Source organism: Nocardiopsis sp. NPDC055879, from assembly GCF_053615935.1.
Map to the genome: position 1 here is coordinate 94,685 of NZ_JBSHCT010000005.1, position 24,132 is coordinate 118,816.

At 68.5% G+C, this 24,132-nt stretch carries 17 protein-coding genes and 1 pseudogene; 12 read left to right on the forward strand and 6 right to left on the reverse strand.

The features are described from left to right. Positions 1–347 precede the first annotated feature (347 nt). From ACWGKS_RS07260 to ACWGKS_RS07290, 7 genes are all read left to right on the forward strand, one after another. On the forward strand, positions 348–1,481 hold the full coding sequence (locus tag ACWGKS_RS07260; protein WP_358504879.1) for a dual specificity protein phosphatase family protein: 1,134 nt from the start codon (positions 348–350) through the stop codon (positions 1,479–1,481). Between the two features lie 265 nt (positions 1,482–1,746). Next, positions 1,747–2,493: a septal ring lytic transglycosylase RlpA family protein gene (locus ACWGKS_RS07265; RefSeq protein WP_358504876.1), complete on the forward strand. Its 747-nt coding sequence runs from the start codon at positions 1,747–1,749 to the stop codon at positions 2,491–2,493. 212 nt (positions 2,494–2,705) lie between these two features. Further along, complete coding sequence (locus ACWGKS_RS07270) at positions 2,706–6,275, forward strand: TM0106 family RecB-like putative nuclease (RefSeq protein WP_452522049.1); 3,570 nt, start codon at positions 2,706–2,708, stop codon at positions 6,273–6,275. A gap of 173 nt (positions 6,276–6,448) precedes the next feature. Next, a complete protein-coding gene (locus ACWGKS_RS07275) occupies positions 6,449–6,772 on the forward strand; it encodes a hypothetical protein (protein ID WP_358504870.1) in 324 nt (107 codons plus the stop codon). 10 nt (positions 6,773–6,782) lie between these two features. Further along, positions 6,783–7,316 (forward strand): hypothetical protein, encoded by a 534-nt coding sequence (locus ACWGKS_RS07280; protein WP_452455140.1) that lies wholly within the window; start codon positions 6,783–6,785, stop codon positions 7,314–7,316. 53 nt (positions 7,317–7,369) lie between these two features. Then, the gene (locus tag ACWGKS_RS07285) at positions 7,370–8,608 is read left to right on the forward strand and encodes a site-specific integrase (protein ID WP_358504866.1); all 1,239 of its coding nucleotides are present in this window, start codon (positions 7,370–7,372) and stop codon (positions 8,606–8,608) included. 115 nt (positions 8,609–8,723) lie between these two features. Further along, on the forward strand, positions 8,724–10,109 hold the full coding sequence (locus ACWGKS_RS07290; protein ID WP_358504864.1) for a hypothetical protein: 1,386 nt from the start codon (positions 8,724–8,726) through the stop codon (positions 10,107–10,109). Between the two features lie 78 nt (positions 10,110–10,187). Here ACWGKS_RS07290 and ACWGKS_RS07295 read toward each other — a convergent pair whose 3' ends face one another. After that, positions 10,188–10,727: a hypothetical protein gene (locus tag ACWGKS_RS07295; RefSeq protein WP_358504861.1), complete on the reverse strand. Its 540-nt coding sequence runs from the start codon at positions 10,725–10,727 to the stop codon at positions 10,188–10,190. Between the two features lie 212 nt (positions 10,728–10,939). Then, the gene (locus ACWGKS_RS07300; protein WP_358504858.1) at positions 10,940–12,373 is read right to left on the reverse strand and encodes an amino acid permease; all 1,434 of its coding nucleotides are present in this window, start codon (positions 12,371–12,373) and stop codon (positions 10,940–10,942) included. A gap of 246 nt (positions 12,374–12,619) precedes the next feature. On the opposite strand from ACWGKS_RS07300, the pseudogene ACWGKS_RS07305 reads away from it, so the two are divergent. Together ACWGKS_RS07305 and ACWGKS_RS07310 are read left to right on the forward strand one after the other, a co-directional pair. Continuing rightward, positions 12,620–12,814, forward strand: a pseudogene (locus tag ACWGKS_RS07305) (LuxR C-terminal-related transcriptional regulator); the annotation flags it as partial. A 94-nt stretch (positions 12,815–12,908) separates the two neighbouring features. Further along, positions 12,909–13,691, forward strand: a complete 783-nt coding sequence (locus ACWGKS_RS07310) for a class I SAM-dependent methyltransferase (protein ID WP_358504855.1) — start codon at positions 12,909–12,911, stop codon at positions 13,689–13,691. Positions 13,692–13,758: 67 nt separating this feature from the next. Here ACWGKS_RS07310 and ACWGKS_RS07315 read toward each other — a convergent pair whose 3' ends face one another. From ACWGKS_RS07315 to ACWGKS_RS07325, 3 genes are read right to left on the reverse strand one after another with little or no spacing between them, the layout of a single operon-like run. Next, positions 13,759–14,562, reverse strand: coding sequence for an alpha/beta fold hydrolase (locus ACWGKS_RS07315; RefSeq protein WP_358504852.1), 804 nt, complete (start codon positions 14,560–14,562; stop codon positions 13,759–13,761). 14 nt (positions 14,563–14,576) lie between these two features. Beyond that, a complete protein-coding gene (locus ACWGKS_RS07320; RefSeq protein ID WP_358504849.1) occupies positions 14,577–15,398 on the reverse strand; it encodes an exodeoxyribonuclease III in 822 nt (273 codons plus the stop codon). Between the two features lie 30 nt (positions 15,399–15,428). Then, entirely contained in the window at positions 15,429–16,415 is a 987-nt protein-coding gene (locus tag ACWGKS_RS07325) for a tyrosine-type recombinase/integrase (protein ID WP_358504845.1), read from the reverse strand. 139 nt (positions 16,416–16,554) lie between these two features. On the opposite strand from ACWGKS_RS07325, the gene ACWGKS_RS07330 reads away from it, so the two are divergent. After that, the gene (locus ACWGKS_RS07330) at positions 16,555–17,487 is read left to right on the forward strand and encodes a phosphotransferase (RefSeq protein ID WP_358504842.1); all 933 of its coding nucleotides are present in this window, start codon (positions 16,555–16,557) and stop codon (positions 17,485–17,487) included. Between the two features lie 1,304 nt (positions 17,488–18,791). Here the strand turns inward: ACWGKS_RS07330 and ACWGKS_RS07335 are convergent. Next, positions 18,792–19,805, reverse strand: coding sequence for an acyltransferase domain-containing protein (locus ACWGKS_RS07335; protein WP_358504839.1), 1,014 nt, complete (start codon positions 19,803–19,805; stop codon positions 18,792–18,794). A 97-nt stretch (positions 19,806–19,902) separates the two neighbouring features. Between ACWGKS_RS07335 and ACWGKS_RS07340 the strand changes: the two genes are divergently transcribed. Both ACWGKS_RS07340 and ACWGKS_RS07345 read left to right on the forward strand, forming a co-directional pair. Further along, a complete protein-coding gene (locus ACWGKS_RS07340) occupies positions 19,903–21,525 on the forward strand; it encodes an AMP-binding protein (protein ID WP_358504836.1) in 1,623 nt (540 codons plus the stop codon). Between the two features lie 144 nt (positions 21,526–21,669). Further along, complete coding sequence (locus tag ACWGKS_RS07345) at positions 21,670–24,042, forward strand: ATP-binding cassette domain-containing protein (RefSeq protein ID WP_452455135.1); 2,373 nt, start codon at positions 21,670–21,672, stop codon at positions 24,040–24,042. The last annotated feature ends 90 nt before the right edge of the window (positions 24,043–24,132 follow it).

The following is a 24,132-nucleotide window of genomic DNA, read 5'->3' on the forward strand; positions in this document are numbered from 1 at the left end:
ACGCGAGCTCCTTTGCGTCCGCCCGACCTTGGTCGCCGAACCTTTGGTGGCGCACGCCCACCTTGACCAAGCCGCCCGGGGCCACCGGCCTGTTCCATGGCCACCTCCCGGCCGCGCGCTCGAACGTGGCCCGCGCACCCCCGTGCCCGGCCCCGGCCATCGTCCACCCCGCCGTGGACCGCCACCCCCAAGCCCTTCCCACCCCGCCCGAGCGCACCCGAGAGAGTCCCGCACAAGGAGTGGCCACAACCGGCAAGCCCCGATCGAGCGATCCCACCCCAGGGCACACACCCCAAGGGGCCGGCCCACCCGGACCGGCCCACCCCACCTCCGAAACGAGGACGGCCGTGCCCTCACCACCCGACCCCCGACACCCCGAACCCGACCGTGCGGCCGGCGCCCTGCTGGGCCCCCTGGCCGCGGCCGCCATGGTGAGCACCCCACCCACCAAGGCCACCACCGACCCGACCCTGAACCACCTGATCCACACCGCCCTGCAAGGCGCACTCACCACCGCCGCCCCCACCGACCCTCCCCAAGACCCCACCGCCCGCGCCTGGGCCCACACCCTGCGCACCCTGGTCCGTACCGGGCACACCCCCGACCACCCCCGCGCCCTGGAACACACCCCCGACCACAACCCTTACGGCGCCTCCTGGCGGGCCCTGACCCACACCCCACTACCGGCGAACGCCCCCTCCCGCGGAACCTTCGCCTGCACCCATCTGGTCGACGCCATCACCGCCGCCCACCGCACCGGCGGCCACACCGCCGCCCTGTACACCGGCGCCCTGGCCGGAGCCCGCTGGGGCGCCTCGGCCCTACCCCTGCAAGCGATGCGCCACCTCAGCGAACACACCGACCCCCACACCCCCATCACCACCGCCCTCCAAGCGATCACCACCCACTCCGACCCCGCCCAATGGCCACAAGCCCCCCTGAACCAAGAGGACCGTCAACGCTTCACCCCCTTCGCCGTCCCCCACCCCCTGGACCCCCACGTACTACTGGGCAACCTGGCCCACCTACGCCGCCACCCCACCGCCACCGACGCCGTGGTCTCCCTGTGCCGCACCCACCCCCACGACGCACCCCACCTGCCCGGCCCCGACTGGGTACGCGTATGGCTGCACGATTCCCCAGGCGCCAACCCCAACCTGCACTACACCCTGGACCAGGCCGCCGCGGCCGTGGCCACCCTGCGCGCCGAAGGAAAAAGCGTCCTGGTGCACTGCTGGGCCGGAGCCTCCCGCACCCCCGCGGTGGCCGCCCGCTACGCCATCACCACCCTGGACGCACCACCCCTGCCCACCATGACCACCCTCATCACCGCCGTGGGCGGACACCTGGACAACCCCACCATGTCCCAGGCCGTGGCCCACCTCAGCGGCATCGACCTACCCGATCCCGCCCACACCCTCTTCAACGGACACCCACCCCCACGACGCCCCGACCTGCGCCCCCACACCACCCACCCCTGAAAACCCCCACCAGACCCTCTGCCCACATCGGTGAGAAGTTCCACAAACCTCCCCTTTCCGGTACCGTTACCCTCGCGTTACTCCTAAGCTCTGCGCTCAGACCCCGTGCAACGCCATTGACACCGGCGGCCCCACTCCACCCGTGCCGCCCCCACCCCCCGGGGGGCCCACGCGGGCAGGCGCACCACGCACCTGACCCTGACCGTGCCCCGCAAGCACCAGGAGAGGGCCCGCCCTGAACTGTTCCCGTTCGAAGGACTGCGTCGTGGGCAAACACCAGCCCCAGAACCCACCGGTGGACGACCACCTCGACGACGGCACGGCCACCTACGCCGACGCCTACACCCCAGCGGCCCCCGCGCCACTGGGCCCACGTCGAGCAGCCGCACGCTCACGCAAAAAGCGCGCCCTGATCGTGGCCTCGGCCGCCGGCCTGACCCTGGTCGTGGGCGGCGGCGCCGCGGCCGCCGTCATCTCCTCCGGCGCCGGCCCCGAAGAGGCCACCACCGCCGTGGGCGTCCCCCAGGCCCAACCCGACCCACTACAGGCCTCCACCGACGACGAAGAGGTCACTCCCGAACTACGCGAGCGCGCCGAAAACGCCCGCCAGGGGGCCACCCAATCCCAGTCGGCCGCCGGCACCACCATCGCCGAAGAACCCGAGCCCGAAGAGGAGGAAGAGCAGGACACCACCACCGAATCACCCTCCGAAGGCTCCGGCGAGGGCGGCACCTGCCAGGCCTCCTTCTACGGCGACGGCTTCCACGGCGCCACCACCGCCAACGGCGAAACCTTCGACACCAACGCCATGACGGCCGCACACAAGACCCTGCCCTTCGACACCATGGTCCAGGTCACCAACCCCGGCAACGGCAAATCGGTGACCGTGCGCATCAACGACCGCGGACCCTACATCGACGGACGCTGCCTGGACCTGTCCACGGCCGCCTTCGACGAGATCATCGGCACCGGCTCCGGAGTGGGCACCGTCTCCTGGCAGGTCGTCGGCTAAAACACCCACCACCCACACACACCAAAGGGGCGCCCGGGACCACATCCCGGGCGCCCCCATCCATGTCACCACCCACCCCACCCACCCCCGGCGGCGTACAATTCCCGCCCAGGGACCCCACCCCACCAGCGGGCGAACCCCACACGTCACCCCCACGTGACACAATCCCGCACCACCACGAACACCGAAACACACAAGGGGAGCGCAGGGCCTTGTTCCGCACCACCTCCGGATGGGTCATCTCACCCACCGACCTGGTCGACACCCTCGAATGCGACCACCGCACCACGCTCAAGAGCGCCCTGGCCGCCCACGTGCCCGGCGCACCCCGACCCGAACCCGTCGACGCCCTCATCGCCCAACACGGCCACGCCCACGAAAAGGCCGAACTCGACCGCCTACGCCAAGTCTTCGGCCAGGTCACCACCATCGCCGACCCCGAACCCGACGACCACGACCTGGCCCGCGCCGCCCACCAGACCGCCCAGGCCATGGCCGCCGGCGTCCCCGTCATCTACCAAGGCGTCTTCCACCACCGCCTCACCGACCGCGTCGCCTTCCACGGACGCGCCGACTTCCTCATCCGCTCCGACCTGGACACCAACACCGGCCGACCCCGCCCCGACCACACCGGCCAAAGCACCTACGAACCCTGGGACACCAAACTCGCCCGCCGCCCCGGCCCCGCCGCCATCGTCCAACTGGCCGCCTACGCCCAGGCCGTACCCCACCTGCACGGCCCCGCCCCCCACCACATGCACCTGCTCACCGGCGACGGACACACCCACACCCTGCCCACCGCCGACTTCACCCCCATCCTGACCACCATCACCACCCGCCTACTCGACCACCTGGCCACCGAACCCGCCCTGCCCACCCCCACCTGGGGACAACCCCGCCCCACCTGCGAGGGCTGCGGCTACAACACCTGGTGCTCCCAAGGACGCGTGGTGGCCCGCCACCTGTCCCTGGTCGCGGGCCTGCGCACCGACCAGGCCACCAAACTCACCGACGCCGGCCTGAACACCATCGACGCCCTGGCCGCCGCCACCGAAGACGACCGGCCCACCACCCTGCCCCGCCGCTCCTTCGACCAACTACGCGCCCAAGCCCTACTCCAAGTACGCCAGGACACCACCCGCACACCCACCGACCCCCAGGGCACCGTCACCGCCGAGGTCTTCTCACCCGAGGGACTGGCCACCCTGCCCGCACCGGCCCCCGGCGACCTCTTCTTCGACATGGAGGGCTACCCCTACCACTCCACCCAGGGCGGACGAGGCCTGGAATACCTCTTCGGCGCCACCACCGAAGACCCCCAGGGCAACGAGACCTTCCACGCCTTTTGGGCCCACGACCGCGCCCAGGAGAAAAAGGCCCTACAGGACTTCGTCGACTTCGCCCTGGCCCGTATCGACGCCGACCAGGGCGCCCACATCTACCACTACGCCTCCTACGAGGTGGACCGCCTCAAACACCTCAGCTCCGAGTACAACACCCACGAGGAGGAAGTCGACCGGCTCCTGCGCGAACACCGCCTCATCGACCTGTACACCGTGGTCCGCAAGAGCCTGCGCGTATCCCAACGCTCCTACTCCATCAAGTACCTTGAACCCCTCTACCTGGACACCACCCGCTCCGGCGACGTCAAAACCGCCGCCTCCAGCATCGACGCCTACGCCGCCTACCTCACCGCCCGCCAAGAACACGACCCCACCACCGCACAACGGGTCCTGGACGACATCGCCGCCTACAACCGCGACGACTGCCACTCCACCGCACGCCTACGCGACTGGCTCGAAGAACACCGCACCCACCAGGGCATCACCACCCGCCCCCTGATCCAGAGCGAACTCACCGAGGAAGAAGCCGAACGCGCCCGCAAAAGGGCCGAGAAGGCCGCCCGCCACGCCGCCCTGACCGGCCCCCTCCTGGAGGGGGTGTCCCAAGACCCCGACCAGCGCACCGAGGACGACCACCCCCGCGCCGCCCTGGCCGCCCTGGTCGGCTACTACCGGCGCGAGAACTCCCCGCCCTGGCGCGAACACTTCCAACGCCAAAGCGCACCCCTGCCGGAACTGGAGACCGACACCAACTGCGCCGTGCCCTGGCAGGTCCACGTGGGCGGATGGCAAGAGCCCACCGGCCGCCAAAAAACCGCACGCCGCGAAGTGACCATGCGCCTGGACCGCGCCCACCCCAACCCCTTCGGTGTCGGCGACAGCGTCCACCTACTGCACCCCGGAGCCCCCGGACAGGCCGCCACCACCCACCCCGCCAAGGTCCTGGCCGCCGAACCCGACTCCCTCGAACTGTTGGAGAGCGCCCCACCCGAAGACACCATCTCCGCCGCCCCCGTGGCCGCCCTGCCCGGATCGCCCATCGACCCCAAACCCAAGGACGGCGCCCTGGAAGGGGTCGCCCACACCGCCGCCCAAGAACTGCCCACCTGGCCCGCCCACCCCGGCCTGGACGCCCTACGCCGCATCCCCCCACGCCTGAACCCCCCGGGCCCCCTGCCACAACCCACCGGCGGCGGCGACCTCATCGACGCCGCCATCAGCGCCGTGGACCGCCTGGACCACTCCTACCTGGCCGTCCAAGGCCCACCCGGAGCCGGCAAAACCTACCTGGCCGCCCAACTCATCACCCACCTGATCAAACAAGGACGCAGCGTGGGCGTGTGCTCCACCGGCCACAAAGCCGTGGAGAACGTCATGTCCGCCGCCCTGCGCGCCGCCCGGGACCAAGGCCTGACCCTGGCCGCCGCCAAACGCCCCCGCGGCGGCAAGAAGGACCCCGACGCCCCCTGGTACCAACCCTCCAGCCAACAGGTCCTGGCCAACTGGCGCACCAAACACACCACCAAGGGCGAACCCGTCCTCATCGGCGGCACCGCCTGGGGCATGTCCGGCGCCGACACCATCGCCGACCCCCTGGACGTACTCATCATCGACGAGGCCGGACAATTCGCCCTGGCCGACACCTTGGCCGTGTCCGCCTCCGCCCACAACCTCGTCCTACTGGGCGACCCACAACAACTACCCCAGGTCGTCCAAGGCGTGCACACCGACGGCGCCGACGCCTCGGCCCTGCAACACCTGATGGCCGACCAGGCCATCATCGACCCCGCCCTGGGCTACTTCCTGGACCAGACCAGGCGCATGCACCCGGCCGTGTGCGCCCCCGTCTCCGCCCTGTCCTACCAAGGACGCCTCCAAGCCCACCCCACCACCACGACCCGCACCCTGGGCACCCTGCACCCCGGGGTGTACTCACAACCCATCACCCACACCGGCCGCACCACCCACAGCCCCGAAGAGATCGACGCGGTCCTCCAAGCCGCCCTGCGCCTGACCCACGAACACCTCACCACCGACCCCGAACAAGGACCACGCCCCCTGACCGGCACCGACATCCTGGTCGTGGCCCCCTACAACCTGCAGGTACGCGCCCTACGCCGCGCCCTGGCCCGAGCAGGCCAAGACCACCCCGCCCTGGAAGGGGTACGCGTGGGCACCGTCGACAAGTTCCAAGGCCAAGAGGCAGCAGCCGTCATCTGCTCCATGACCACCTCCAACGCCGCCCAGACCAGCCGCGGCCCCTCCTTCGTCCTGGACCGCAACCGACTCAACGTGGCCCTCTCCCGCGCCCAACTCCTCGCCCTGGTCATCCACTCACCCGACCTGCTCACCACCACCCCCCGCACCGTGGACGAACTACGCCTTTTGGCCTCCTTCACCGGCCTGGTCACCACCGCCCGACCCTGGCCGGCCCAGTGAGGCACACGCCCCTCCCAGGTTTCGGACACATCCCTGGTGGAGTACGTTTTAGATGGCACACCACGACCCCGGCTCACCCCCGTGACGGGTACCCGGTATGCCCGCGGGCCGCGACGCCGCGCGCCCCTGACCCGGACCACCACCCGCATTTGTCGAAAGGCCGAACGGCCCCCGTGTCTGAACGACCCTCCGCCCCCGAGGGCGGCCGCAACACCCGCCACCCCACCGGGATCCGCGTCGTCATCGCCATCCTGGCCCTGCTCGCCCTGACCCTTGGCCCCCTGGGATACCTGATGGGGCTGGACGCCCAAGCCCACGCCGGATCGGCCGCCGAATGGTTCACCCTGGCCTTCGGCGCCGCCGTCGGCCTGCCCTTCCTGGCCGCCGCCGTGGCCACCGTCGCCGGCGACCGCCGCGCCGCCCTGTGGTCCCTGGCCCTACTGGCCTGGCCGGTGGTGTTCGTGGTGGTCGTTCACCTGCTGGGCATGGCCGGGTAGGCTCCGGCCCGTGTCACCCAAGAAGCGCAAACGCCGCAAACCCCAGGAACAACCGGCCACCACCCCGACGGGGGAGGCCGAACAAGGACGCGTCCCCGCGGGCACCACACCCGAAAAACGCACCCTCAAACGCACCCCCGTGGTGGTGGGCTCCCCACCCGACCGGCGCCTCACCGCCCTGTGGGTGATCCTGTGGATCGCCTGGGCCCTGGGCACACCCCTGGCCCTGGCCGGACTGCTCTTCGCCGGGCTGGGCACGGACCCGGCCCCCGGCGACCCCCGCATGGACGACCCCGAAGCGGCCGCCCAACTGATGGCCGAACAACAACGCCAAGCCGTGCGCGCCATGGGCAACGCCCTGGTATGGCTACTGATCATGGCCTGGGGGATACCCGCACTGGGCACCACCCTGGCCCTGCTCACGCGCCGCAAGATGGCCGCCCTGTGCTTCGCCGTGGCCCTGGCCCTATCCCTGACCCTGCTGTTCCTGGTCTCCCCGCCCACCGAGATCTGGGACGCCCTGAGCGCCCACCTGTTCGGCTGAAACCCCTCCCACCCGGCCACGCCTGACACGACCCCGAACCACCACCGGCCACAATGGAACACGTGGACACCACCCAAGCACCCACCATCGACACCGACGGCGCACTCCCCGTCACCGTACGCAGCCGCCTGCGCCACCACGACCACGGCGTACTCGTGGACACCCGCGCCCTGGAACGCGTACGCGAACGCTTCGACGCCGACCAGGCCCACCTACTGGGCACCTTCCTGGCCGGCGCCCAATCCCCGGCCACCCTGCGCGCCTACCGCGCCGACTGGACCTCCTTTTGCGCCTGGTGCCTGGCCGAGGGCCGCACCTCCCTGCCCGCCGACCCCACCGACGTGGCCGTCTACCTGGCCGTGTGCGCCCGCGCCCGCACCCCCGACGACACCGACTGGGCCCTGGCCCCCTCCACCCTGGAGCGACGAGCCGCGGCCATCGCCGCCGTCCACGGCGCCCACGGCCTGGACTCACCCACCCGCGCCGAAGTCGTACGCATGACCCTGCGCGGCATCCGCCGCACCCGCAAAAGGCGCCCGCGCCGCAAGGCCCCCGTCATCCTGTCCACCCTGGAAGGGCTACTGGCCGCACGCCCGGCCGAGGGACACCCCGGGGGAGTGGCCCGACGCCGCGACGCCCTACTGCTCCTGACCGGGTTCGCCGGAGCACTGCGCCGCTCCGAACTGGCCGCGCTCACCTTCGACGACCTCACCCTGGCCACCGACCCCACCACCGGCGCCCCCACCGTGGTGGTGGCCCTGCACACCACCAAGACCGACCAAGAGGGCCGCAAACACCAACAGGTGGCCCTACCCCAAGGGCGGCGCCGCACCACCTGCTGCGTATGCGCGCTGACCGACTGGTCACACCTGGTGCGCGTGCACGCCACCCACGGCGCCCACGCCCTTCGCTCCCACCTGCAAGGGCTACAAGGCGCACCCGAGCCCACCGCCCACAGCTGCACCACCCTCGAAAAACTGGACCTGGCCGATGGCACCGGTCGCCCGCTGCTGCCCTCGGTGGACCGCCACGGCCGTATCGGTGAGCGCTCCATGTCCCCACGCGCCGTGGGCGACCTGGTCAAACGCTACGCCCAGCGCGCCGGACTGGATCCGGACGACTTCGGTGGGCACTCCCTGCGCGCCGGGTTCGCCACCCAGGCCGCCCTGAGCGGGGCCGCCGACCGCGAGATCATGCGCCAGGGCAGATGGACCAACCCGGCCACGGTGCACGACTACATCCGCACCGCCAACCCCCTGGACGACAACGCCGTCACCCGACTGGGGCTGTGAGGACCCCATCTCGAATCACCAACAAACCCACCAATAACACCCGAAATAGCCCGTTAACGTGCGATCCTTCCCTGATGAAACATTAGGTTGGTTGCGTGAGAAAGGGGACGTAGCCATGGTCGACGAGTTTCGCACCGCATTCCAAGAACTGATCGACGCATCCGTCGCCACAGACCCCCACCGCTTCCCACCGGCCGTCCACAAGGTCTACCTCCTGGCCTCCCAAATCCCCGCCTCCGAACGGGAACTGGCCCTGGAAGCCCTCACCCCCCTGCTCGCCGGCGAACACGCCGCCCCCGGAGTCCTGGCCGACCTGGCCGTCGTCGCCGGCGCCCTGGTCGAAATGGACACCGACCCCGGCCCCGCCGGCATCGAAATCCTCCACCTACTGCGCACCATGGGCAACGGCGCCGTCGCCTTCCTGGACGCCTGGGACCGCACCGGCGGCGGCACCCCACCCGACCCCGACCACGTCACCGCCGACGCCGAAGCACGCGTGGCCGCACACCTGGGCAACGACGCCCCCGCCGCCACCATGTGCTGGTGGACCAGCCGCCGCCTGGGCCTGGCCGGCAAAACCATGCTCAGCCACCCCGAGGTACGCTCCCACCTGCGCCGCGACCCCATCCTGCACGTCCAACTGGTGGCCATCACCAACCAGCTCAGCGACCAACTCTACGAATTCGACGAGGTGCGCACCCTGCTGCGCATGGCAGAGGCCACCTCCGCCCTGATCATGGACCGCGCCTCACACCGGGCCTTCCGTGTCCTCTTCGACGGCATCGGCGACAACTTCCAACTCCACACCCTGCTCGCCGCCGCCCTCATCGGCCCCAACGCCCAAGGCCTGGCGGGAACACCCCCCGACCCGCGCTGGGCCGCCGCCTACCGCTCCGCGGAGACCGACCCCCAAGCCCAAACCGTGTGGGGCTGGTGGAACCTGGTGGCCCACGACGGCTCCTGGGTGTGGAACGAGGGCCTACCCGCGGAGATCCCCAGGATCGACGGCGAACACGTCATCATCTTGGACGAACAGCCCTACCCCCGCTCCTGGAACGCCGAACGTCGCCACCCCCAGGTGAGCGGCTGGCTGGAAGTGGACTCCGAACTGGAGCCCGAGGAGGCACTCCTGTGGTGGAAGCGCGTCGCCCCGGCCGAGACCCTGCCCTCACACACCCCTGATCAGGGTGAACCACCCCTGCCCCAACCACTCGTGCTGGAACCCGACACCGAATCCGCCGGTCGGGTGCGCGGCTTCGTGCCCCCACCCCAGGTCACCGACACGCCCACGCCCGAGCCCCAGGACGTGCAGGCCGACCAGGACGAGCGAGCGGGCCAAGACCCCGAGCCGGCCCCGACCGACGTCGAAGCAGACCCCGAACCCGAACCCGAGGCGCCCCGGCCCGCGCCCGAGCCCCAGCGCCCCACCACCGGACCGGACCTGCCACCACTACCGCCCGGAGTCTCCCACTCCAAGGGGTGGGGACCCACCTGGCGCTGAGAGGACCCGCGGCCCCCGCACCCGAGAAGATCGGATGCGAGGGCCGCAAGAATCGTGGGGCGGGGGCCAGGACTCCTCTCAGTCGTCCTCCAGGCGGTGCCGAGGCTCATGCACGGCCGCGACCGGCTCCGAACGCAGCGCACTGCGCCGATCGGAGCGACCCTCACCGTCCTCATAGAGCCCCTCGAAGTACTCCTCCTTGCTGAGACCGTCCTCATCCGAGCGCACCCAGCGACCGCCCACGAACAACGGGGCGAACAACACCAGCGCCAAGGGGACGAACACGCCCAAGGGCAGCAGCGCCAAGGCGCCCTCACTGCCCGGAACCACGGGCAAACGCTCCACCAGGTGCGGGCGCACCAGGGAGAGCACGCTCAACCCGGCCAACACCAGGGCCGCACCGAAGGGCAACATCGGGGTCAAACGCGGGGGCACGGCCACCAGGGCCAGCAGGAGCCCCACGCCCACCAACCCGGCCAGAGCGACCGGTCCGGTGCCCGACAGCACACTCAGGTCGGCGGCGTACAGGCCCCGCAGATGCGCGAAGGCCCAGCCGCACACCAGCAGCAGGACCGGGCCCAAAATAAGGCCCGACAGGAAGCCGACGAAATGTCGCACGGGGGTGCTCCTCTCAGGGGTTGGCAGCACGATAGCGACAAAAACCGACCAAGGCACCCTCGCCCCCCACCCGGACAAACCACCCACCCCGCCGTCAAAGACCCCTCACCAGCGACGACACCCCCACACCCCTGGCCCCACAACAACGGTGGCGTCCCACCCCCAAGGGCAGAACGCCACCACAACCGAACAATCACCCACCGTGAGCGCGATCACTCCGACTCAGAGGACTCACCCCCGCTCGAACCGGACCCCGCACGAGACACCGAACCCGGACCCACGAGCGCGTCCAACTCCTCCGGCCTCGCCCGACCCGGCACACCCAACACCCGACGACTGGGCTCAGGACCCAACCGACGACGCACCTCATACACCAACACCGCGACCACGACCGCACCCACCGACGCCCACAACGCCTGACGGTGCTCGGGCAACGCCGCCATGGACACGAAGACCGCCCCCAACCCCAACAACGTCGCCCACGTCAGATACGGAAAACCCCACATCCGCAACGTCAACCGCTCAGGAGCGTTACGACGCACCCGAGCACCCAACACCAACTGCGAAGCACAGATCACCAAGAACAACACCAACAGGATCGCCCCGATGGAGGCCACCAAGAACCCGAACACCCGACCCGGGAACAAATAGTCGGCCACCACCGCCGCATACCCCACCACGGTGCCCAACAGAATCGCCCGCACCGGAACCCCACGCCGATTGGTGCCACGCAACACACGCGGCGCGTCCCCCTGACGAGTGAGCGTGAACAACATCCGCGAAGAGGTGTACATCGCCGCGTTGAGCACACTCAACACCGCGATCAGCACCACGACCTCCATGATCAACGCCGCACCCGGAACACCCACGGTCTCCATGACCACCACGAACGGACTACGGTCCAACTCCGTGGAATTCCACGGCACCACCATCACCACCACCACGATGGAGGCCACATAGAACAGACCGATCCGCCAGAGCACATTGGTGATCGCCGAGGCCACCCCACGCTCGGGCTCATCACTCTCCCCGGCCGCCACCGTGATGATCTCCACCCCACCAAAGGCGAACAACACCACCACCGTGGCACCCAGAACCGCGACCCACCCATTGGGAGCGAACCCACCGATCTGCCACAGGTTGGCCACCGACGACCCACCCGAGCCACTCCACAACCCCAACGCGTACAACCCGCCCACCAACAAGAACGCCACAATCGTGGCGACCTTGACCAGCGAGAACAACGACTCGGTCTCAGCGAACACCTTCACCGAGATCAGGTTGGCCACCGTCATGGCCAACAACACCACCAGCGCCAACGCCCAACCGGGCACATCCACCCATTGCCCAAGGATCGTGGCACCGGCCACCGACTCCGCGGCCACCAACACCGCGTACATCCACCAGTACACCCACCCGATGGTGAACCCCGCCCGCGGACCGAACGCCAACCGCGCATAGTCGGAAAAAGACCCACCCGCCGGCACCGCCACGACCATCTCGCCCAACGCGCGCAAGGTCAAGAACACCAAAGCCCCGGCCAACGCATAGGACAAGATCGCCGCCGGACCCGCGGTCTGGATCACCGCACCCGAACCGATGAACAGCCCGGCCCCCACCGAACCGCCGATCGCGATCAAAGCCATGTGCCGGCGGCGAAGCGAATGCGCCAGCCCCGACCCGTCCTCGTCCTGTGTCGTCTCTCGCGACGATCTCTCACTGCCTCTCACACGCCCCACCATAGGACGAAAGGATCACCACCCTTCCCCCAAACCCCGCGCCCAACGACCAACGAACCCACCACCACGATCCCGTCTCCCCCCGCCATCACCCCCAAGAGGGAGGCGCACACCCGCCCCCTGTGCAACCATCCCCACCATGGGCCACCTCACCGCGCCGCTTCGACCCTCACCCTCATCGCACAAGGCCTCACCAACACCGAAATCGCCGCACACCCGTACCTGGGCCTACAAACCATCAAAACCCACGTGTCCAACACCCTGACCGAACTCGGCGTACGCGACCGCGCCCAAGCCGTCATCGCCGCCTACGACTCCGGCCTCATCCAACCCGCCCGACCCACCTGAGAACACGACACACCCCACACCACCACCAACAGAAAGTAACAACACTGCTACGTTCGGCACTCAAAAGGGCAGCACATCACCGGGGGAGACCACCATGACCACACCAGCGGCCATCGACCTCGACCTCATCACCCACCTGTACCGAACACACCACCACGACCTGGCCCGCGTACGCGACCAACTGCGCCGCCACCACCAACAGGCCGACCCCACCATGACCCCCCAACTCGACGACCTCGAAGCAGAGATCACCTACCTGCTCCTACGCCACCACCGCCCCGCCAACGTCGTAGAGATCGGCACCTACTACGGCTGGTCCACCACCTGGATCCTGTCCGCCCTACGCGACAACGGCACCGGGCACCTGCACTCCTTCGACATCGTCGACCACGCCACCCGCCACGTACCCCAAGACCTGACCCAAGACCGCTGGACCTTCACCCAAGGCGACGTACGCGCCAAGATCACCCACATGCCCGCCCGCACCGACTACCTGTTCCTGGACGCCGCACACAACGGCTGGTTCGCCCGCTGGTACATCCACCACCTACTGCCCACCCTGCCCGCCCACATCCCCATCAGCGTCCACGACGTCTTCCACCAGCGCTACGCCCTGCCCTTCACCGAAGGCGCCGTCGTCCTCAAATGGCTCGCCGACAACACCACCGACTACTTCACCGCCTCGGCCGCCCGCGCACCCCACCACCACCGGGCCCTGAGCGACCTCAAAGACGAACTCGACCTGCACACCCCCGTACACGAGTCCACCCACAACCCCATGATCTTCTTCCGCCTACCCGAGCGCCCAAGGCCCGCGGCCCTGTTCAGCCCACCACGCCAACGCACCTCCAACGACGACCCCGCCCACCGCACCTGAACACACAAAAGAACGGGGGAGTGGACCCACCCGGGCCCACACCCCCGCACCCCCGCGCCCCCACACCTCACATCCCGTCGGACTCCAGCTCCGCGCGCTCCTGCTCGGCCTGCGCCCGAGCACGCTCCTCGGTGCCCGCCTCCACCACCGAACGCCCCTGCCCGACCGAGACCACATCGGCCGCATCTCCCACGATCCGCGAGAAATTCACCGGCTGATCCAAACTCACCATGTGACCGGCCCGCGGAACATTCACCAACCGCCCATCACCACAAGCATCAAAGAACTGCTTCTCATGGATCCGGAAATGATCACGCGCCCCATTGATCAACCACACCGGACCCTCATAAGCACGCAACGCCGCGATCGCGTCCATATCAGAGATCTCATCGATCACCGCCGTGGCCGCCTCCACCGCTAACCCACCATCCAACACCGCATCGACCGCACCATCACGCAACGTCAACCGATGAAAACGCTCATTGAGCGTGGCCCCCTTATCGGGCAACCGATCCATCAACGCCGCCGGAATCCGATACACCTGCGCAAGCGACTGCGCCGGCTTGGCCGTGCAACTGGCCGCCACCAACCCCGCCACCCGACCCGGCCCCAGCACCCCCGCCGTGGCGATCGAAACGAACCCACCCAAACTCAAACCCACCAACAAGGCACCACCACCCACCTCATCGATGGCCTCCGAAACGGTGTCCACCGCACGCCCCAGCGAGAACTCCTCACCCCGCCGCGACCCGTGCCCGGGCAGATCCGGTGCCACCACCGTGCGCCCTTGCGCACGCAACAACTCCAACTGCGGCCGCCACATACTCGACGACAACCGCAACCCGTGCACCAACACGATCGGCACACCCATCACCGAACCCCCCTTCATCCCCGTACCGCGTAACGCACCGTCACCGGCGCGTGATCGGACCAACGCTCCTCACGCGAGGGATAACGCTCCACCACACCCTCACGTGCCCCACCCGCCAAACCCGGCGTGGCCACCTGAAGATCGATCCGCCACCCGGTGTCATTGTCAAAGGCCCGACCCCGATACGACCACCACGAATACGGGCCCTCCTGGTCAGGGAAGAACGAACGCACAACGTCCACATACCCCGCCTCATCGAAAACCCGCGACAACCAAGCACGCTCCTGCGGCAAGAACCCAGAATTCTTCCGATTCCCCCGCCAATTCTTCAAATCCGCCTCAGTGTGCGCGATATTCCAATCCCCGCACACCACCAACCCACGCCCCGACGCCTCGACCTCCGCCCGCCGCTCCACCAAAAAGGGCAGGAACATCTCCATGAAACGCTCCTTCTCCTCCTGACGCGGCGTACCCACCTCACCCGAGGGCAGATACAAACTCGCCACCGTCACCGAACCGAAATCAGCCTCCACATACCGGCCCGCGTCCTCGAACTCCGTGCCCGGAAAACCCACCCGCACCGCATCGGGCACCACCCGCGAATAGATCGCCACCCCCGCACGACCCTTGGCCACCGCAGGACACAACACCACATGCCACCCATCCGGCTCCACCACATGAGCCGGCAACTGATCGGCCTCGGCACGCGTCTCCTGCAAACACACCACGTCCGCCTCCGTGGCCCCCAACCACGACACGAACCCAGGATCCTTCCTGGAGGCCGCACGCAACCCGTTCACGTTCACACTGGACACAACAAAACTCGACTCGTTCACGCCCAACAGAGTAGCCACCACGCCACCCCCTCAAGCCCCCTCCTGAGCCAACCTCCGCAACACCCCATAGGTGCGATTGGACCCGGCGGCCTCCCGCTGGGCCCTGGACGTCACCTCGATATAGGCCTGCGACGACGTCACCGACGCATGCCCCAACAAATGCATGATCTCGGTGACCGAGGCCCCGTCCTCGGCCAACCTCGTAGCGAACGTGTGCCGCAACGCGTGCACCAACGTCCCCCGCGCCACCCGATCATGCACACCCGCATGCCGATAACACTGCTTCACCAAGTACTGCAACCCACCCCGACGCAACCCCTGACCCCGGTTGTCCACCAACAACGCGTCCGACCCCCGCACCGGACCATCGAACCTCGCCCGCCGCGAAACCAAATACGCCTCCAACAACGCCTCCAACGGCACCTCGATCGGCAACACCCGCTCCCCACCCCCCTTGCCCACCACCCGAATCCGCCGCTCCCCAGGGCGCCCACCCAACGACTCCACCCGAAGCGACAACATCTCCGCCGACCGCATCCCCGTCAACAACGCCAACGCCAACACCGCCAGATCCCGCTCCGGCCACGGATCCCGCGCCCGACGCGCACCCCGCGCCAACGCCTCCAACAACCGCTCCGGGGTGTCCTCACCCATCAACGGCTTGGGAGTCGAAGGACGCACCCGCGGCCGCGGCACCGCCGACATCGGATTACCCGCCACCACCTGCTCGGCCACCCAGAACGAAAAGAACCCGTTCCACGTCGACCACGCCCGCAACACACTCGAAGCCGCCCGCTCCTCGGCGAAATCCGCGAACGCCTCCCGCAACACCTGCGAGGTCAACGACCCCAACACCACCCCATCGACACCACACCCCAACACCCGCGCCGCACACCCCGACACCGCCACCAGATCCCGCCGGTAGGCCGCCACCGTGTGCGGCGAGGGCTTGGCGGCCCGCCGCGCCACCAAATACCGCTCGATCGCCTGCTCCACCAACACAGCATCGCCACTCATACCCCACATCCTGCCCGCTTCGGCACGGGTGTGCGCGCACCACCCACCCCGAACGGCGAGGGCCCCCGATCCCCTTCCACACCGGGGGAGCGGCGCACACCCACGGACCCCGAACACAGGAACTAACCTGATCCCCACCATGACCACAAAGACCACCTACGCCCAATGGGGCCACCACCACACCCGCCCCCTCGGCCAAGGCATGGAAGGCACCGTCCACCACCTGGGCCCGGGCCCCCTGGGCGACGACCTCATCGCCAAGGCCTGGCACACCCGCACCAGCACCGACCTGCTGCCCCTCCAAGCCTTCTACGACGAACTCGCCGCCCAACACCCACCCTTCGCCACCCCCCGTATCCTCCACATCCGCCACCACCACGACACCACCATCACCATCGAACCCCACCTGAGGGGAACCGCCCTGGACACCCTGCTCACCCAAGGCACCCTCACCCACGCCCAAGCCCAGAACACCTTCACCGACGTCCTGGCCGCCCTGGCCCGCACACACGCCGGAGCCGCCACCCGAGCCCTACCGGTCCTGGACGAGACCCGCCCCCTCTGGGAGGGCCACACCATGTGGGGCCAGGCCCTGGCCGCCCTGGTCCAACGCCGCACCAGGCGCTTCGCCCCCTCCCTGCGCGCCGCCCTTCCCGACCTGGACACCCTGCTGGGCGCACTGACCCAACGCCTGCACCGCATCCCCGACCCACCCGCGCGCATCGTGCACGGCGACCTGTGCCCGCCCAACATCCTGGCCACCCCCCAAGGCGAGCCCACCGCGGTACTGGACTGGGGTTTTCACACCACGGCGGGCGATCCGCTGTTCGACACCGCCACCGCCGCCGGGTTCTACGACATGTACGGGCCCCGAGCCCGCGAGTTCGACCAGACCCTGTTGGCCCGATGGGTGGGGGAGTCGGGCATCGAGCGCGAGCGCGCGCTGGTGTATCGGGCCGCCTATGGGCTGGCGGGCGCCAACGCCTATTCGGAGCGGGGCGAGGACGGCCACTTCGCCTGGTGTGTACGTACGTTCGAACACCCTCAGGTGCGTGCCGCCCTGGGACTGTGAGCGCCGGCGCCGGGGGAGCGGGAGCGTGTGTTCACCCGACCTGAACTGCGCATTCAGTCGAAATACGGACGGACGCCGGCTCTTGGGCCGCCGAGGCGGGGGAGAAGGGGCGATGGTTCGTGCCTACGCGAGGAAGCCGGACCCCATCAGTCAGGCGCACATCTGTTCGAAAGCACGGGGGCAGAGAGGAGTGGCGCAAGCACCTGCCCGGCCACAAGGCAAGAGGGGGCGTGCACCACCTGCCATGCCTCTTCGTCACTCGCACGCTAAAACGGTCATGTGTCGCCAAAACACCTCAAAATGATGCATAACACCGTTTATGCATGAAACATGGAGATATCGCCCAGCGAGAGTGGTCACTCGGAAACACCCACCACCGGCCCGAGCCGCGAACGGGGAGACCCACGGCCCCGAGTGCTCACCCGTGCCGGCGAGGGTGCGGTCGGGGCCGCAGCGCACGAACACCCAGGCCACTCCGGGTGAGCGTCAGGACGCAAGCCGCCGACGACCCTTGCGCGACCCACACACCGGACAACGCCGTCGTCCACAGGCCACAGACCAACGACTTGCCCGAACACCCACACGTGCGCCAAGCTCGAACTCGGGGCATCACGCTCGGCCACCAGGCACACACGACGCCCCCGAATCGACGATCACCCGACAACACCCCTCGACGCCGGCCCGAGCTCGCCGACCCGTGGACGACCCACCGCGCTCAGCACCACACACCAGCCCGCCACAAGACCCACCTCGACGGACGCACAGCCGGCCCACGCCGCGTTCCCTCACACCCACACAGACACAAGAACCCCTTCCCCACAGGCCTCCCCAAAACGCCGATAATGCACATTATGTCAAGTTGAATGGTCGCGGGCCTCCCCACGACCACCGACACACACCCACCTCGGCGCCCAAACCCCATCACCCGACCCGACAACAACGCCCGCCCCGGCCCGACCACTCGCTCCGAAAGCTCCAGCACGCCCAGCTCCGGCAGCATCCTCCCGTCAGCGCCCTCGGCATCGGAGGTACCGGTGGACAACACCCGGACGAACCCCTCCGCGCACAACAAAGCCCCCACCTTCCGCCACACAGCCCTCCCACCGAGACGGCCACATCCAACATCCCTAAGGACCACACCCCACAGGACCCACCCCGCACCCGAGTCGAAGAACCCCACCAGGGAACCGACCACCCGCCCAGGGCTCCCATCATTGGCGGCGGCCAAATGCCCCGACCCACAACCCCCAAGCACAAAGAAAAAAGGGGGCCACCCACACCAGGCGACCCCCACACCACACACCTCACGGCAACGGCAACCAGCCCGTGCACACCCTCAAACCCTCACCCGACTCCAACCGCTCCACCACCGCCCGATCCAACCGGGTCCGCCGCGGCGCCGCCCCCACATCCACCCGCGCCATCCCGAACACGAACCGGAACACATCCCCCTCACCCGGAGACCCCTCACCCACCAACGTGAACCTGCGCTGGAACCGCACGATGTTGGACCCCTCCCCCAACACCTCACCCCAATAAGGATCCAACAACCACGACGTACACGTGGCCACCACCGGATCCATCCCCAAATGCTCCCGAGCGAACCCACGCGCACGCGCCAACGCCCCATCCACCGAAACCGGATCCAACCCACCCGTGGGGATGTGCAACCGCAACACCGGATCGCCCACACCCATCCCCGGACCCGACCCCGCCGCCTCCTGCGGCGAATACCACGTCACCGGCCCCTGATCACCCAAACGAGCCGGCTCCAACTGCAACCCGCCCACCCAATACAACCGACCCCGGAACTGCGCCGCCACCCACGCCGCCGTCTCCACACTCAAACGCCCGAACAACCACCGCGACCGGGCCACCTGCACACCCACATCCGCCAACGTCGCCACCGTCACCGACTCCTCGATCCCCAACGAGGCATGCCGGGCGAACTGCTCGGGCACCATCGCGGCGAACGCCACCAGCGACGCCATCCGCACCCGCGCGTCCTCCACCTCCACCAACTTCGGCCAAGGACGCCACTCCCCCATCGGCAGATCCCGATCGGCCCACAATCGCCGACACATCAAATCCACCAAGTACCACAACTCCGGCGGCCAACCGCCATCACCCTCACCCGGCCACAGGTCCGCCACCTCCACACGATCGGCCTCGGCCAAAGCGAACAACTCCCACACCCGCTCCGCCCCAGCACCCACCGGCACACTCAACCCCGCACCCGGCAACGCCTCAGCCTGCGCCAACCACCCCCGAACATCCTCACCCAAACCGAAACGTTCCACCACAAGAGCACTGTCCATGACCACATCCTGCACCCACCCACCAGTGAGACGCGACCCACAGATGCACATAGTGTTGAAACACCACCCACCACCCGAAGAACAAGGAACACCACCGATGTCGGACCCGGCGCAACTCCTACGCGACTGGATCGCCACCTACCACACCCCCACCACGTCGGTGGCCCACCTCCTCTGCGAACGCCACAACCCCCACACCACCGCCACCACCGAAATCGGCCCCACCCTGGAGGCCACCACCCTCACCTTCGGCGAACTCCACCAACGCTCCACCGCCCTGGCCGCCGGCCTGGCCACCCTCGACATCAACCCCGGCGACCGCATCGCCACCCTCATGCCCAAAGGCATCGACCTGACCATCACCGCCCTGGCCACCTGGCGCCTAGGAGCGGTCCTGGTCCCCCTCCTGTCCTCCCTGGCCCCCCACGCCATCACCCAACGCCTCACCGACTCAGGCGCCCACCTGGTCATCTGCCAAGACGAATACCGCACCAAACTCGACCCCGGCCCCCACCACCCCACACCCCCCACCTGGCACATCGCCACCACCGGCACCCACCCCCTACGCCCCGGCGACCACACCCTCACCACCCTCACCACCCACCCCAACCCCACACCACCCCCACCCACCACCACCGCCGACACCACCCTGGCCCTGCTCTACGTCTCCAACCTCATCGGCCCACCCCGCGGCGCCCGCGTCCCCGTCCGCGCCCTGGCCGCCATGCACGCCTACCACCACCACGGACTCGGCCTCACCGACCACGACACCTACTGGAACACCGCCGACCCCGGCTCCGCCTACGGCCTCTACCACGGCCTCATCTCACCCCTACTCGCCGGCCACAACTCCCTGGCCCTACGAGCAGGCTTCTTCGACCCCGAACTCACCCTCGACGTCCTCGGCCTACACCAAGTCACCAACTTCGCCTCAGACCCCACCACCTACCGCACCCTGCGCGCAGCCACCAAAACCCTGCCACCCGAGATCATCGTCCAAAACCTGGCCAGCGCCGGCGAACCCCTCGCCCCCGACGTCATCGACTGGGCCACCGACCTCTTCGGCGTCCCCATCCGCGACCACTACGGACAAACCGAACTCGGCTGGTGCGCCGGCATCCCCAACGACCCCGAACTACCCGAACACACCCACCACCTACCCCCAGGCGCCATCGGACCCGCCCTACCCGGCTGGAACATCCACGTCCTGGACCCCATCGACGACCAACCCGCACCCGCCGGCGTCTTCGGACGCATCGCCATCCACCACCCCACCAGCCCCCTGGACTGGTTCGAGGGCTACCACGGCTACGACAACACCATCGACATCCGCCACAACCCCGAGCACACCCACCACCTCACCGGCGACACCGGCATCATCGACCGCCAAGGCAACCTCCACTTCAACACCCGCGACGACGGCGCCATCATCACCCGCAGCTACCGCATCGGCCCCACCGAAGTCGAAGCCGTCCTGACCACCCACCCGGCCGTGGACGAAGTCGGCGTCTACGCCATCCCCGACGACATCGCCGGACACCTCGTCGGCGCCCGCATCGTCCTGCGACCCCACACCCACCCCACCCCCGAACTCGCCGACGAACTACGCGACTGGGTCGCCACCCACTTCGCCCCCCACGCCACACCCCACAAAATCGACTTCGTCAACGAACTCCCCCGCACCGCCTCAGGCAAAATGCGCCGCTCCCACCTACGCTGACACCCCCACCCTCACACCCCGGCCACCACCCCGACCGGGGCCACACCCATACCCAAAACCCACCCGACACCCATCACGAACAAAGAAGCCTCACCCCCACCCCCGGCATAGCCTGACCAGCACAGGCACACACCGGGAGCACACATGAACACCACCCACCCCGCCGACGACCACCCCACCATCGACATCCACGGCGCCCGCGCCAACAACCTCCACAACGTCGACCTCACCCTGCCCAAACGCCGACTCACCGTCTTCACCGGCGTCTCCGGATCCGGCAAGAGTTCCCTGGTCTTCGACACCATCGCCGCCGAATCACGCCGCCTGATCGACGAAACCTACAGCGCCTTCCTCCAAGGCTTCATGCCCACCCTCCCCCGCCCCGACGTCGACCTCCTCCACGGCCTCACCACCGCCATCATCATCGACCAAGAACGCCTGGGCTCCGACCCCCGCTCCACCGTCGGCACCACCACCGACACCAATGCCCTCCTGCGCATCCTCTACAGCCGCATCGCCCAACCCCACATCGGCGCACCCAACGCCTTCTCCTTCAACGTCCCCACCGTCCGCGCCGGCGGCGCCATCACCGTCGAACGCGGACAAGCCAAAGCCACCAAGGTCAACTTCAGCCGCCAAGGCGGCATGTGCCCCCACTGCGAAGGCCGCGGCAAGATCACCGACTTCGACCTCACCCACCTCTACGACGACACCAAATCCATCAACCAAGGCGCCTTCACCATCCCCGGATACAAATCCGACAACCTGTGGACCACCCGCCTCTACGCCGCCTCCGGACTCGTAGACGCCGACAAACCCATCCGCGACTACACCCCCACAGAACTCCACAACCTCCTGCACCACGAACCCGTCAAGGTCAAGGTCGAAGGCGTCAACCTCACCTACGAAGGCCTCCTGCCCAAACTCCGCAAAACCTTCCTGGCCAAGGACCGCGAAGCGATGCAACCCCACATCCGCGCCTTCGTCGACACCGCCGTCACCTTCACCGACTGCCCCCAATGCCAGGGCACCCGCCTCAACCCCACCGCCCGCTCCGCCAAGATCAACGGCGCAGGCATCGCCGACCTGTGCGCCATGCAGATCAGCGACCTCGCCCACTGGGTCCGTGACCTGAACGAACCCACCGTCACGCCCCTGCTCACCACCCTGGCCCACACCCTGGACTCCTTCGTCGAGATCGGCCTGGGCTACCTCTCCCTGGACCGCCCCGCGGGCACCCTCTCCGGTGGCGAGGCCCAACGCACCAAACTCATCCGCCACCTGGGCTCCTCCCTCACCGACGTCACCTACGTCTTCGACGAACCCACCGCGGGCCTGCACCCCCACGACATCCAACAGATGAACGACCTCCTGCTGCGCCTTCGCGACAAAGGCAACACCGTCCTGGTCGTCGAACACGAACCCGACACCATCGCCATCGCCGACCACGTCGTCGACCTCGGCCCCGGAGCAGGCACCAACGGCGGACACATCACCTTCCAAGGCACCGTCGAACAACTGCGCACAGCCCCCACCACCACCGGCCGCCACCTCGCCGACCGCACCACACCCAAACCCACCGTGCGCACCCCCACCGGCACCCTGCCCATCCGCGGCGCCACCACCCACAACCTCAAGAACGTCGACACCGACATCCCCCTGGGCGTCCTGACCGTCGTCACCGGCGTCGCAGGCTCCGGCAAGACCTCCCTCATCCACGGATCCCTGGCCGGACGCGACGACGTCCTGGCCATCGACCAAGCACCCATCCGCGGCTCACGCCGCTCCAACCCCGCCACCTACACCGGGCTCCTGGACCCCATCCGCAAAGCCTTCGCCAAAGCCAACAACGTCAAACCCGCCCTGTTCAGCGCCAACTCCCAAGGCGCCTGCCCCCAATGCAAAGGAATCGGCGTCACCTACACCGACCTGGGCATCATGGCCGGCATCACCACCACCTGCGACGTATGCGAAGGCAAACGCTTCGCCCCCGCCGTCCTCCAACACCACCTGGACGGACACGACATCAGCCAAGTCCTGTCCATGTCCGTCGACCAAGCCCACACCTTCTTCGACCAGGGCCCCGCACACACCCCCGCCGCCCACAAGATCCTCACCCGCCTACACGACGTCGGCCTGGGCTACATCAGCCTCGGCCAACCCCTGACCACCCTCTCCGGCGGCGAACGCCAACGCCTCAAACTCGCCACCCACATGGGCGGCAAGGACAACATCCTCATCCTCGACGAACCCACCACCGGCCTCCACCTGGCCGACATCCAACAACTCCTCACCCTGCTCGACCAACTCGTCGACACCGGCACCACCGTCATCGTCATCGAACACCACCAGGCCGTCATCGCCCACGCCGACCACATCATCGACCTGGGCCCCGGAGCCGGACACGACGGCGGACACATCGTCTTCCAAGGCACCCCGACAGACCTCATCGACCAGGCCACCACCCTGACCGGCCAACACCTGGCCCACTACGTCAAAGGCACCACCCACACCTGACCCCGGACAGGGAAAAGCCCCCGCGGCCCAAGACCGCGGGGGCTCCCGTCTACGCCGGATCTCGCACATCCCCCGATAACGAGGGTCCGG